Source organism: Rathayibacter caricis DSM 15933 (genome assembly GCF_003044275.1).
Classification (GTDB): domain Bacteria; phylum Actinomycetota; class Actinomycetes; order Actinomycetales; family Microbacteriaceae; genus Rathayibacter; species Rathayibacter caricis.
On the sequence record NZ_PZPL01000001.1, the window covers coordinates 1878258 to 1891206 of the forward strand.

The window sequence follows — 12949 nt, forward strand, 5'->3', positions numbered from 1 at the left end:
GCTGCGCGGGCTACTCGATCAGCAAGGGAAGCCCGCTCCCAGCCTGCTGGTCGAGTAGCCGTCGCAGGCGGCGTCTCGAGACGCCCGCTTCCAGCAGGGGGCCCGCTCAGCGCACGAACGCCAGGGCCAGCCAGAGCTCGGTGCGGGCCGACACGTCGTCGAGGTCGATGCCGAGCAGGCGCTCGATCGCGGTGATGCGGTTGCGGAGGGTGTGCCGGTGGACGCCGAGCTCGCGGGCGGCCGGCTCCCACGCGCCGTTGCGGCCGAGCCAGACGCGTGCGGTCTCGAGCAGCACGGCGCCCTCGGCGTTCAGCAGGGGAGCGAGCCGGCGGCGCGCGAGCGGCTCCGCGCCCGAGGCGGTCAGGAGTCCGAGCATGCCCTGGGCGGCGAGGTCCTCGAAGCGCAGGAGCGGCCGTTCGGCGGAGCTGCGCTCGGCCGCGCGCTGCGCCTCCTGCAGGGCCGCCTCGAGCGACGCCCAGTCGGTCGGAGCGGAGGCGCCGGCTGACACCCCGTGCCGCCCCAGGACCGCGGCGATCACCTCGAGGTCCTCGGCCCCGGTGATCAGCACGAGCGCCCCCTCGCGCTCGGCGAAGAAGACGCGCGCGCCGTTCTCCTCCGCGACCACCTCGAGCTCGTCGAGCAGCGAATCGCCGCGCACCGGCTCGGCCAGCACGCTGACCCGGAGCGGCGCCGCCGGCAGCGCGCCCCACACCTGACGCGCCGTGCGGGCCGCGACGTCGAACGCCCCCGCCACGAGCAGCTCGAGCAGCCCCGAGCGCAGTTGGCGCCGAGACGTGTCGAGCGCGCGCCGCTGCTCGAGCGCGATGCTCGCGAGCGCGATGACGCTCGCGACGAGGTCGTTGCCCGCCGGATCCAGGGGAGTCCCGGTGCCGACCGCGAGCACGCCGCGCAGGTGGTCGCGGCGCCCGAGCGTCTGCAGCGTGACTCCGCCCCCGTCGTCGAGGCGAAGCCCCGCCCGGCTGCCTCGCGAGAGCGTGTGCCGCACGGCCTCGGCGACCGAGCGCTCCGCCTCCGGGGGCACGTCGAGCCGCGTGGGCACCTGCACCCGCTGGCCGACCGCGTCGTAGAGGGCGACCCAGCAGCCGAGCTGCCGCTCCAGCTCCGAGAGGATCGCGGCGAGGCCGTCGGGCCGCAGCGCCGCGCGGGCGACCCGCCGCTGCGCCTCGAGCGACCACTCCAGCCGTTCGCGCTGCTCGCGCGAGATGACGTCGGCGACGAACCGGATGATGCCCATGAACGGGGTCAGGTCGGCGACCTCGAGCAGCGGCAGACCCTGCCGCTCGCAGGCGGCGATCAGCGCCTCCGGAACCTCGTCGTGCACGATGCCGATCGCGAAGCCGAGCGCGCGGATGCCGCGGCCGCGCAGGCGCGCGACGTACTCCTCCGAGAAGTCGGCCGCGTGCTCGCCGGCGAAGTGCACGCCGTCGGTGAGCAGCAGCTGCCCCGATTCGAGCCAGGGCGTCGGATCGACGAGGTCGGAGGAGTGCGCCCAGACCAGCGGGGCGTCGAGTGCCGCCTCGTCGTGCACGCCCGCGAGGACGTGGAGGGCGAACGCCGGTTCGGCGAGCAGGTCTCGGACGGTCGCGGGCACGGTGGCCTCCTGGGGACGGGATCGACGATCCGTCCATCGTAGGCGCCGGCGCTGGACGGATCCGCGCGCGCGGCCACTCCGGTTCCGCGGCAGGATGGGACGCACCGCCTCCGGAAGGACACCATGAGCACCGAGACCGTTCCGCCCGTCACCGCCCCCGGCCGCAGCAACGCCTCGGTCACCGAGGCCGACCGCTCGCGCGTCTTCCACTCGTGGTCGGCGCAGGGAGCGCTGAACCCGCTCCCGATCGCCGGCGGGCTGGGCGCCGAGGTCTGGGACGTCGACGGCACCCGCTACCTCGACTTCTCGAGCCAGCTCGTGAACGTCACGATCGGCTACCAGCACCCCAAGGTCGTCGCCGCGATCCAGGAGCAGGCGGCGGTGCTGACGACCGTCGGCCCCGCGTTCGCCAACGAGACCCGGGCCGAGGCCGCGCGCCTGATCACCGGCCTCGCCCCCGAGGGCTTCGAGAAGGTGTTCTTCACCAACGGCGGAGCCGACGCGAACGAGAACGCGATCCGCATGGCGCGACTGTTCACCGGCCGCGACAAGGTCGTCTCGCTGTACCGCTCGTACCACGGCAACACCGGAGCGGCGATCGTGTCGACCGGCGACTGGCGCCGCATCCCCAACGAGTACGCGCGCGGACACGTGCACGCCTTCGGCCCCTACCTCTACCGCAGCGAGTTCTGGGCCGAGACGCTCGAGCAGGAGTGCGAGCGCGCGCTCCACCACCTCGAGCGCGTCGTGCAGGCCGAGGGCCCGGAGTCGATCGCGGCGTTCCTGCTCGAGACCATCCCGGGCACGGCCGGCGTCCTCACTCCGCCGCCCGGCTACCTCGCCGGCGTGCGCGCGATCGCCGACCGCTACGGCATCCAGCTGATCCTCGACGAGGTGATGGCCGGGTTCGGCCGCACCGGCGAGTGGTTCGCCTTCGACGCGTTCGACGTGCGCCCCGACCTGATCACCTTCGCGAAGGGCGTCAACTCGGGCTACGTGCCCATCGGAGGAGTCGTCATCTCGGAGGAGATCGCGCACCACTTCGACGAGCGCGTGTTCCCGGGCGGGCTCACCTACTCCGGTCACCCGCTCGCGGCGGCGAGCGTCGTCGCGACCCTGACCGCGATGGCGGAGGAGGGGATCGTCGAGAACGCGAAGACCATCGGCTCCGAGCACCTCGCGCCCGGGCTCGCCGCGCTGCAGGCGAAGCACGACGTCATCGGCGAGGTCCGCGGCTCGGGCGTCTTCTGGGCGCTGGAGCTCGTCGAGGACCGCGGGACGCGGGCGCCCGTGCCGGCCGCCTCGGTCGCTCGCCTGAAGTCGGACCTGCTGTCGCGCGGGCTCCTGCCGTTCACCGCGGACAACCGCATCCACGTGGTCCCGCCGGCCGTCGTCACCCCCGAGCAGGTCGCCCGCGGCCTCTCGATCCTCGACGACGCCCTGACCGCCTTCAGCGGCTGACGCGGGCTGAGGCGGGTCTCGATACGCCCCTGTTGGCTGCTCGTTCCGCGAGGAATGGCTGCCTTCTGCTGATCGAGTAGGCCGCGGAGCGGCCGTATCGAGATCCACCGACTCCTAGCGGTGGTGGGTCTCGATACGCCCCTGCGGGGCTACTCGACCAGCAAGGGAGTGGCCGCCTCTTGCTGATCGAGTAGGCCGCGGAGCGGCCGTATCGAGATCCGCGGTGTCCGGTGGTGGTGGGTCTCGATACGCCCCTGCGGGGCTACTCGACCAGCGAGGGGGCGGGGCAGCCGCGCTCCGCGGGGAGTGGCCGCCTCTTGCTGATCGAGTAGGCCGCGGAGCGGCCGTATCGAGATCCGCGGTGTTCGGTGGTGGTGGGTCTCGATAGGCCCCTGCGGGGCTACTCGACCAGCGAAGGACCGGGCCAGCCGCGCTCCTCGAGGCGTATCCGGGAATCCGCGTCCCAGCGGATTCCCGTCGCCGATCGCAGGACGCTCTGCGGAACGCGCCCCTCTGCCGAAGCCGACTGCGGCACGCCGCCCCGCGGCGTGCACGAGGCTTCATCACCGCCCTAACCGAGGCTGTGCAGAGTGAAGGCGGTGACGAAGCCGAGCACGGAGTACAGCCCCGTCAGCACGTTGTCCCGGTCGAACGCCTCCGGGATCATCGTGTTCGAGATCATCGCGAGGATCGCGCCCGCGGCGACCGTCGTGACGAACGCGACCACGGCTCCCGGCGCCGTCGCGAACACGAGGAAGCCGACGAGCGCGGCGGCGGCCGACGCCGCCGCGATCCCGCCCCACACCGTGAAGACGTAGCGGGCGGAGCGGCCGTCGGCCTTCATCCCGGCCGTCGACGAGAGTCCCTCGGGCAGGTTCGAGATCGCGACCGCGGCGACGATCGGCACGCTGATCGCCGCTCCCGAGCCGCCCTGCGCCACCGACAGCCCGAGCACGATCGACTCCGGCACTCCGTCGATCAGCGCGCCGGCGGCGATGGCCGCTCCTCCTCCGCCGCCCGATCCGGAGGAGGACTTGCGGTTCCCGGCGCCCGCGCGCGAGAGCAGCGCGTCCGCTCCGACGAAGACGACGGCTCCGGCGAGGGTGCCGAGCACGGTCGGCAGGAGCCCGCCGTCGTCGGCCGCCTCGGCGACGAGCTCGTAGGCGAGGGCCGAGATGAGGACGCCGGCGCCGAAAGCCGACACGGCGGCCGTCAGCTTCGGGGGGACGCGGACGAACCAGGCGAGACCGGCGCCGATCAGGAGCGTCGCTCCTCCGATCGCGCCGCTGAGGAGGGCGAGGGACCAACTGGGCACGGCCCAGCGTCTCAGACGGCCGCGCCTGCGCTCGCGGGGTTGACGGCGGCGTCGGGTCCGCGCGGCGGATGCACCCAGGTCACCAGGACCACCGACACGATCATCAGGAGGAACCACGACACGAGCTTCGACACGGAGACCATCTGCCAGCCGGCGACCTGGTCGGGGTAGAGCCACGCGCCGGAGTAGGTGGCGATGTTCTCGGCGAACCAGATGAAGAGGGCGACGAGAGCGAAGGCGAGCAGCACCGGCATCCGGTGCGCGCCGCGGTGCACGCGGTAGACCATCGTGCTGCGCGCCCACAGCACGGCCACGGCCGCGAGCAGCAGCCAGCGCGCGTCGGGCAGGTAGTGGTGGCTGAAGAAGTTCACGTAGATCAGCAGCGCGACGACGCCCGTCACCCAGCGGCGCGGCCAGCGGACGAAGCGCAGATCGAAGAGGCGGTGGATCCGCACCATGTACGAGCCGACGGAGGCGTAGAGGAAGCCGCTGAACAGCGGCACCGCGCCGATCCGCAGCACCCCGACGGCCTCGTAGCTCCACGAGCCCACGTCGGTCTTGAAGAGCTCCATGCCGGTGCCGACCAGGTGGAACAGCACGATCACCCACAGCTCGCGCCCCGTCTCGAGGCGGGTGGCGACCAGCACGATCTGCAGCACGACCGCCGCGATCGTCAGCAGGTCGTTGCGCGCCAGCACCGCGTCGTCCGGGTACCAGAGGCGGGCCGCGAGCAGGAGCGCGAGCAGCGTGGCGCCGAACACGCACGCCCACGCCTGCTTCGCGCCGAAGACGAGGAACTCGATCAGCGCCGCGCGCGGCCCGGTCGACGGCCCCCGCGCGAGCAGCCGGTGCGCGGCGTCGTCGATCCGCTGCTCGATCGGTGTGAAGGCCCGTCTCGGCTCGCTCATGCGTCCCGCTCTCTGTCGGAGCGGTCGATGCTACCGGTCGCGCTCGCGGATCAGACCGGCGCGTCGACCGGGGACGGCAGCGAGCTGGCCAGCGCGGCGGCCTCCTCGGGCGTGAGGTCGTCGGCGTAGTAGCGGTAGATGTTGCGCCGGGACACGTCGGCCGCCTCGCGCGGGGAGCGGCGGCGCAGGGCGTCGACGAGGGTCTCGGCGTCGGCCGCGCTGCGGCGCATCCGGGCGAGACGGTCGGTCTCGGAGCGCAGCCGGCCCTCGGTCAGGTGCGCCATCACTCCGCCCACGACGTTGCCGCAGACCTCGATCAGCTGGTTGCCGGAGGCGCGGCGGATGGCGGCGTGGAAGCGGTTCACGCGCTCGCCGAACCCGTCGGCCTCGCCCCGGGCGACCTCGTGCAGGGCGGCGAGGTGCTCCTCGATGCCGGCCAGATCCTCCGCGGTGCGGTTCTCGGCGGCGAGCAGGCACGACTGGCCCTCGAGCAGGAGGCGGAACTGCAGCAGCTCGACGCGGCTGATGCTCTCGAGATGGGCGAGGCGCGCCATGGACTTCTCGAGGATCCGCGGCGAGTACGCGGTGATCATCGGGCCCCGCGGATCGCCGGGGCGGGACTCGAGGAGGCCCGTCGCCTGCAGCACGCGCAGCGCCTCGCGGATCGTGGCGCGGCTGACCGAGAAGTCGGCCATCAGCTGGCGCTCGCCCGGCAGGCGGTCGCCGGGCTTGAGGTCGCCGATCTCCACGGCGCGCTCGATCTGCTCGACGATCGACTCGTACGCGCTGACCTTCTGCACGGGGCTGAACGCCACGGGGCTCCTCTCCGCGTCGGGTCGCGACGGGTGTTACATCTTTGTTTCCTCGCTTGACCCGCGTCTCGGCGCCATCCTAGCGTTCCTTCTACTGGTCAGACCAGTAGCCGTTCCCGGCTCGGATCCTCGCACCTCACCCCCCTCTCGACCATGCACCGCCCGACCCTCGGAGCCGCACCCGTGACCCACAGATCCCGACGTCCCGCCCTCGCCGCGGCCGCCCTCCTCTCCGCCCTCGCGCTCTCGGCCTGCAGCGCCGGCGCGGGCGCCTCGTCGTCCTCCTCGTCCGGCGGCGAGCACGCCCCCACGGCGATCGTCGGCCTGACCGGCGAGCCCGCGAACTTCGACTTCACGACGACCGCGGGTGCCGCGATCCCGCAGGCGCTGATGAACAACGTGTACGAGGGACTCGTCGCGATCGACCAGGACGGCGCCCTGCAGCCGCTGCTCGCCGAGTCCTGGACGGTCAGCGAGGACGGCACCGTCTACGACTTCGTCCTGAAGGAGGGCGTGACGTTCTCGAACGGCGCCGAGTTCACCGCCGACGACGTGAAGTTCTCGCTCGAGCGCGTGAAGACCGACTGGAAGATCAACCAGGCGAAGATGGCGGTCCTGGACCGCGTCGAGGTCGTCTCGCCGACCGAGGCGAGGGTCGTGCTCAGCCGGCCCAGCAACTCCTGGCTGTTCGACATGGGCGGCAGCGTCGGCCTGATGCTCGACGAGAGCGGAGTCGCGGACCTCGCGAACACGCCGGTCGGCACCGGCCCCTACACGGTCACCGAGCGCGTCACCGGCGACCACATCTCGCTCGCGGCCCGCGACGACTACTGGGGCGAGGCTCCCGCCGTCACCGACGTGACGCTGCGGTACTTCGCCGACGCGGTCGCCTCCACGAACGCGCTCCGCGCCGGCGACGTCGACATGCTCTACAACATGCAGGCCCCCGACCTGGTCGCGCAGTTCGAGACGAACGACGACTTCCAGGTGATCCAGGGAACCTCGAACGGCGAGATCCTGCTGTCGATGAACAACGCCGAGGCGCCGTTCGACGACCTGCGGGTGCGCCAGGCGATCGCCCACGCCCTCGACCGCCAGGCGATCATCGACACCGCCTGGGCCGGCTACGGCGAGCTCATCGGCGCGATGGTCCCGCCGACCGACCCCTACTACGAGGACCTCACCGACCTGTACCCCTACGACCCGGACAAGGCGCGCGATCTGCTGGCCGAGGCCGGCGCCGAGGACCTGTCGATCACCTTCGACGTCCCGACCCGCCCCTACGCGACGGCCGTGTCCGAGGTCGTCGTCTCGCAGCTCGCCGAGGTCGGGATCGACGCGACGATCGCGTCGGACGAGTTCCCCGCGGTCTGGCTCGACAAGGTGTTCACCCGCCACGACTACGAGATGTCCGTCATCCTCGCCGTCGAGCCGCGCGACTTCCTCGCCAACTTCGGCGACCCCGGGTACTACCTCGGCTACGACGACCCCACCGTCGCGACCCGCGCCGCCGAGGCCGACGCCGCATCGGCCGAGGAGTGGGCCGCGGGCATGGAGGAGATCGTCGCCGACGTCGCGGCCGAGGTCCCCGCGGTGCCGCTGTTCCTCTTCCCGAACATCGTGATCGCCGACTCCGACCTCACCGGCATCGCCGGCAACTCGGTCACGGAGTCGCTCGACCTCACCGGCCTGGCCTGGTCCTAGCGGTCACCGCGGCGGCGCTCTCCGCGAGCGCCGCCGCCTCCGCTCCCGTCCGCCCACCCCTCCATCCCCGTGAAAGGGGGCGATCATGGCCCTCCGGATGCTCGCACTCGTCGGCAACTTCCTCGCCACCGTGCTCATCTCGACCATCGTCGTGTTCCTGCTGCTCCGGGTGATGCCCGGCGACCCCGCCACGGTCGCGCTCGGCATCGAGGCGACTCCCGAGCAGCTCGCCGCGTGGCGGGCCGAGAACGGCATCGACGCCCCGCTCGTCGTGCAGTACCTCGACTGGCTCGCCGGGCTCCTGCGCGGCGACTTCGGCACCTCCTACGTCAGCGGGCAGGACATCTCGCCGATCGTGTCCGACCGCTTCCAGGTGACGCTGATCCTGGTGGTCGTCGCGATGCTGATCGCCCTGGTCGTGGCGATCCCGCTCGGCACGTTCGCCGCGATGCGGCAGCGGCACCCGTCCGGAGTCGTGATCTCGGGCGTCTCGCAGATCGGCGTCGCCGTGCCGAACTTCCTCGTCGGCGTGCTGCTCGTGGCGTTCTTCGCCATCGGCCTGGGCTGGTTCCCCTCCGGAGGCTGGGTGCCGCCGTCGGATCCCGCGTTCCTCTCGCACATCGCGCTTCCCGCGATCGCGCTGGGCTCGGTGCAGGCGTCGATCCTGACCCGCTACGTCCGGTCGGCGGTGCTCGAGATCATGCGCGAGGACTTCCTCCGGACCGCCCGTTCGAAGGGGCTGACCTCGGGGGCGGCGCTGGTGCGGCACGGGCTGCGCAACGCGGGCATCCCCGTGCTGACCATCGTGGGCGTCCAGCTCGCCGGCCTGTTCATCGGAGCGGTCGTGATCGAGCGCGTGTTCAGCATCCCCGGTCTCGGCAGCTACCTCGTCGACTCCGTCGGCAACCGCGATCTGCTCGCGGTGCAGGCGGTGGTCGTCGTCCTCGTCGTGGCGATCGTCGCGATCAACTTCCTGGTCGACCTCGCCTTCACGCTCCTCGACCCGCGCCTCAGGAGGGCCTCATGACCGCTGTGCTCCCTCCCGGCACCGAGCCGCAGTCCGGTCGGTCCACCCCTCCGCGCACCGCCCTGATCACCCGGCCGCCCGGCCGCCTGCAGCGGCTCCGGCTCGGCGCCGACGCGCAGCTCTGGATCGGCGGCGCGCTGATCCTGCTCGTGCTGGTCACCGCCCTGGTGTCGCTCGTCTGGACGCCGTACGACCCGACCCGCTCCGTCGCCGGCGACCGGCTGCTGTTCCCCAGCGCCGCGCACCCCTTCGGCACCGACCGCTACGGGCGGGACGTGCTCTCGGGCATCATGGTCGGCGCGCAGATCACCCTGCTCGTCGGCACGGTCGCCGTCGCGATCGCCGCCGTGATCGGCGTCCCGTTCGGGATCCTCGCCGGGATGCGGCCGAAGCGGATCGGCGTCCTGGTCATGGGCGGCAGCGACGTCGTCATGGCGTTCCCCGGTCTCCTGCTCGCCATCGTCTTCGGAGCCGTGTTCGGCGCCGACACCACGACTGCGATGGTCGCCCTCGGGATCGGAGCGGCACCGGCCTTCGCCCGCGTGGCCCGCGCCGGGACGCTGCAGGTGATGGCGACCGACTACGTCTTCGCGGCCCGCGCGGCGAACCGCTCCGGTCTCTCGATCGCCCTGCGCCACGTGCTGCCGAACATCGCCGGGATCCTCGTCGTGCAGTGCTCGGTCAACTTCGGCGTGGCCGTGCTCGCCGAGGCCGGGCTCTCGTTCCTCGGGCTCGGCACCAAGCCGCCCACGCCCTCCTGGGGCCGGATGCTGCAGGACTCGCAGCAGTTCCTCGGGGCCTACGACTACCTCGCGATCGTGCCGGGACTGGCCATCGCCCTCGCCGTGCTCGGCTTCAACCTGCTCGGCGACGGACTCCGCGACCGATTCGACCCGAAGATGAGGAACCGCTGATGACCGAGCTCCGCCCCGCCGCCCTCGACGTCTCCCACCTCTCCGTCCGAGCCGGGGACCGCCTCCTCGTCGACGACCTCACCTTCCGCATCGCCGCCGGCGAGCGGGTGGGCCTCATCGGCGAGTCCGGGTCGGGCAAGTCGCTGACCTCCCTCGCCGTGATGGGGCTCCTGCCCGACACCGTGACCGCGACGGGGAGCGTGCGCGTGGGCGAGGACGCCGGCGAGGTCGTGGGCCTGGGGGAGCGCGCCGCGGCGCGGCTGCGCGGCTCGACGATGGCGATGGTGTTCCAGGAGCCGATGACCGCGCTCAACCCGCTCATGCGGGTCGGCACGCAGATCGCCGAGGCGATGCGGATCCACCGCACCCAGCCGGACCGCCGGTCCGCCGCCCGCCGCGCGGTCGAGCTGCTCGCCGATGTCGGCCTGCCGTCGCCCGAGGAGGCGGCGCGCGCCTACCCGCACCAGCTGTCCGGCGGTCAGCGTCAGCGGGTCGTCCTCGCCATCGCTCTGGCCAACGACCCCGCCCTCCTCGTCGCCGACGAGCCCACCACCGCGCTCGACGTCACGGTCCAGCGCCAGGTCCTCGACCTGGTCCTGCGCAGCGTGACGGAGCGGGGCACCGGTCTCCTCTTCATCACCCACGACCTCGCCGTGGTCGGCGAGACCTGCGACCGGGTGCTGGTCATGAACGCCGGGGTCATCGTCGAGGAGGGGCCGATCGACCGGGTATTCACGAAGCCCGAGCACCCGTACACGCGCGGACTGCTCGCCGCCTCCGACCTCGACGCCACCGACTCCGCCGGCCGGCTCTTCACCGTCGCGACCTCCGAGGGCTACACCCCCGGCCGCTCGGTCGACCGGATGGACGCGGGGCGCGAGGAGCGCGCGGCGGCCCCCGAGGCCCCGACCGTGGTCCGCGCCTCCGGTCTCACGAAGACCTACACGCGCGGCCGCACCTCCCTCTTCTCGCCGCCGCAGAAGGTCGAGGCCCTGCGCGGACTCGACTTCGAGATCCGGGCGGGCGACCGGTTCGGCATCGTGGGGGAGTCGGGGTCGGGCAAGTCGACCCTGCTCCGCATCCTCTCGGGGCTCGACACCCCGACCTCCGGAGCGCTCGAGGTGGTCGGGCGGGATCTGACGACGCACCGCCGCGCCGACCTCGCCGAGCTGCGCAGCAGCCTGCAGATCGTGTTCCAGGACCCGATGGCGTCGCTGGATCCGCGGATGAAGGTGGGCGACATCGTCGCCGAGCCCCTGCTGAACGCGGCGAACACCGGAGCCGCGGTGTCGGCGTCCGAGCGCGCCGACCGCGTCGCCGAGGTGATCCGCTCGGTCGGCCTGCCCGCCGACTCCGTCGCCCGCTACCCGCACCAGTTCTCGGGCGGACAGCGTCAGCGCATCTCGATCGCTCGGGCGCTGGTCTGCCGCCCGCGGATCCTCGTCGCCGACGAGCCCGTGAGCGCCCTCGACGTCTCGGTCCGGGCGCAGGTGCTGAACCTGCTCGCCGACCTGGTCGAGGAGTACCGCCTCACCCTGATCTTCGTGTCGCACGACCTCGGTGTCGTGCGCTACCTCTGCGACCGCGTCGCGGTGATGCGCAGCGGCCGCATCGTGGAGCAGGGGCCGACCCGCGCGCTCTACGAGAACCCCGTCGACGACTACACCCGGGCGCTCATCGCCGCCACGCCCTCGATCCGCCACCGCCAGGAGATCCGATGACCCCCTCGACCGACACCTCCTTCCGCTACGACGGGGCACGCCTCGCGGCCGCCTACTCCTCGGGCGAGCTCTCGCCGGTCGACGTGGCGGAGGAGCTCCTCGCCGACATCGAGCAGCGGAACCCCGCGATCAACGCCTTCAGCGACCTCGACCCCGAGGGCGTCCTCGCGGCGGCCCGCGCGAGCGAGGAGCGCCGGCGCGCAGGCGCACCCCTCAGCCGGCTCGACGGAGTGCCCGTCACGGTCAAGGAGAACCTGTACCGCGTCGGACTGCCGGCCCGCGCGGGGACCGCGGCCGCCGCCGCGACGGTCCCGCGGCAGGACTCGCCCGCCGTCGCGCGCCTGCTCGAGGCGGGCGCCGTGATCGTCGGCTCGACCACGATGCCCGACTGGGGCATGCTCTCCTCCGGAGTCTCGAGCGCCCACGGAGTGACCCGCAGCCCCCTGGATCCCGCGCTCACCGTCGGCGGGTCGTCTTCGGGCGCGGGAGCCGCGGCGGCTGCGGGCTTCGGCACCTTCCACGTCGGCACCGACATCGGCGGCTCCGTGCGACTGCCCGCCGCCTGGCTCGGGCTCGCGACGCTCAAGCCGAGCGACGGCCGCATCCCGCTCGACAACCCCTACCAGGGGCGGGCGGCGGGTCCGCTGGCCCAGTCCGTGGCGGACGTCGCGCTCGGGATGTCGGTGCTCTCGCGACCCGACGCCCGTGACTACACCTCGCTGCCGCCCGAGTCGATCGACTGGGACGACCGGGCGCTCGACGTCCGCGGTGCCCGCGTGGCCGTGCACACGGATCCGGGCGCGGGCATGGCGGTCGACCCCGAGATCCGGGCGGCGGTCCTCGCGGCCGCGGACGCCTACTCCGATGCGGGGGCCGAGGTCGTCGAACTGCCCGCCTTCCTCGACGACGGGGTCCTCGAGCAGATCGACCTCTTCTGGCGCGTGCGCTTCTGGCGCACCTACTACGACCTGCCCACCGAGGCGAAGGCGCGCGCCCTGCCCTTCATCACCACCTGGGTGCACGGAGGCGCTGACGTGTCCGGACGCCGAGTGCTCGAGGCGACCGAGGCGATCAGCGAGCTGCGCCGCCGGACCGTCGAGGCGACGCTGCCGTTCGACGCCGTCCTGTCGCCGGTCGCCCCGGTCGCAGCGTTCCCGGCGGAGTGGCCGATGCCGTGGGGGCACGAGGACCGCGGCATGGCGCACATCGCCTTCACCGTCCCCTACAACATGTCCGGTCAGCCCGCGGCGAGCATCAACGCGGGGACGACCTCCGACGGCCGCGCGATCGGGCTGCAGATCTCGGGGCGGCGCTTCGCGGACCTCGAGGTGCTGCGCCACGCGCAGTGGTGGGAGTCGGCGCGGCCGGAGTCGGCGGTGCCGGTGTTCGCCCGGGGGTGAGCGCCGGGCCGTGCGGGCTCCCGGCGCCGTTCCGGAGCGGGAGCCGCCTGTGAGCGCGGACACCGTGTCCCCGCG

10 protein-coding genes are annotated in these 12949 nt (G+C 72.8%); 6 read left to right on the top strand and 4 right to left on the bottom strand.

Going from position 1 to position 12949, the window contains the following annotated elements:
- Positions 1-106: 106 nt before the first annotated feature.
- Positions 107-1612: a PucR family transcriptional regulator gene (locus tag C1I63_RS19430; protein WP_170116357.1), complete on the bottom strand. Its 1506-nt coding sequence runs from the start codon at positions 1610-1612 to the stop codon at positions 107-109.
- A gap of 123 nt (positions 1613-1735) precedes the next feature.
- On the opposite strand from C1I63_RS19430, the gene C1I63_RS08655 reads away from it, so the two are divergent.
- Positions 1736-3073, top strand: a complete 1338-nt coding sequence (locus C1I63_RS08655) for an aspartate aminotransferase family protein (protein ID WP_107574528.1) — start codon at positions 1736-1738, stop codon at positions 3071-3073.
- Between the two features lie 571 nt (positions 3074-3644).
- Here the strand turns inward: C1I63_RS08655 and C1I63_RS08660 are convergent.
- The 3 genes from C1I63_RS08660 to C1I63_RS08670 are packed head-to-tail and all read right to left on the bottom strand — an operon-like array spanning position 3645 to position 6111.
- Complete coding sequence (locus tag C1I63_RS08660) at positions 3645-4388, bottom strand: ZIP family metal transporter (protein WP_107574529.1); 744 nt, start codon at positions 4386-4388, stop codon at positions 3645-3647.
- 11 nt (positions 4389-4399) lie between these two features.
- A complete protein-coding gene (locus C1I63_RS08665) occupies positions 4400-5296 on the bottom strand; it encodes a DUF817 domain-containing protein (protein ID WP_107574530.1) in 897 nt (298 codons plus the stop codon).
- Positions 5297-5346: 50 nt separating this feature from the next.
- Positions 5347-6111, bottom strand: a complete 765-nt coding sequence (locus C1I63_RS08670) for a FadR/GntR family transcriptional regulator (RefSeq protein WP_055786724.1) — start codon at positions 6109-6111, stop codon at positions 5347-5349.
- A gap of 180 nt (positions 6112-6291) precedes the next feature.
- Here C1I63_RS08670 and C1I63_RS08675 point away from each other — a divergent pair, with 180 nt between their 5' ends.
- The 5 genes from C1I63_RS08675 to C1I63_RS08695 all read left to right on the top strand — a co-directional run bounded on the left by C1I63_RS08675 (position 6292) and on the right by C1I63_RS08695 (position 12874).
- Positions 6292-7812 carry an ABC transporter substrate-binding protein gene (locus tag C1I63_RS08675; protein ID WP_243591174.1) on the top strand — a complete coding sequence of 507 codons (1521 nt, stop codon included), beginning with the start codon at positions 6292-6294 and terminating at the stop codon, positions 7810-7812.
- 85 nt (positions 7813-7897) lie between these two features.
- Positions 7898-8839 (top strand): ABC transporter permease, encoded by a 942-nt coding sequence (locus C1I63_RS08680; protein ID WP_055786729.1) that lies wholly within the window; start codon positions 7898-7900, stop codon positions 8837-8839.
- Entirely contained in the window at positions 8836-9753 is a 918-nt protein-coding gene (locus tag C1I63_RS08685) for an ABC transporter permease (protein WP_107574532.1), read from the top strand. Before C1I63_RS08680 ends, C1I63_RS08685 begins: the two co-directional genes overlap by 4 nt.
- On the top strand, positions 9753-11474 hold the full coding sequence (locus C1I63_RS08690) for a dipeptide ABC transporter ATP-binding protein (protein WP_107574533.1): 1722 nt from the start codon (positions 9753-9755) through the stop codon (positions 11472-11474). The genes C1I63_RS08685 and C1I63_RS08690 overlap by 1 nt, the downstream gene beginning before the upstream one ends.
- A complete protein-coding gene (locus C1I63_RS08695) occupies positions 11471-12874 on the top strand; it encodes an amidase (RefSeq protein ID WP_055786735.1) in 1404 nt (467 codons plus the stop codon). Before C1I63_RS08690 ends, C1I63_RS08695 begins: the two co-directional genes overlap by 4 nt.
- Positions 12875-12949 lie beyond the last annotated feature (75 nt).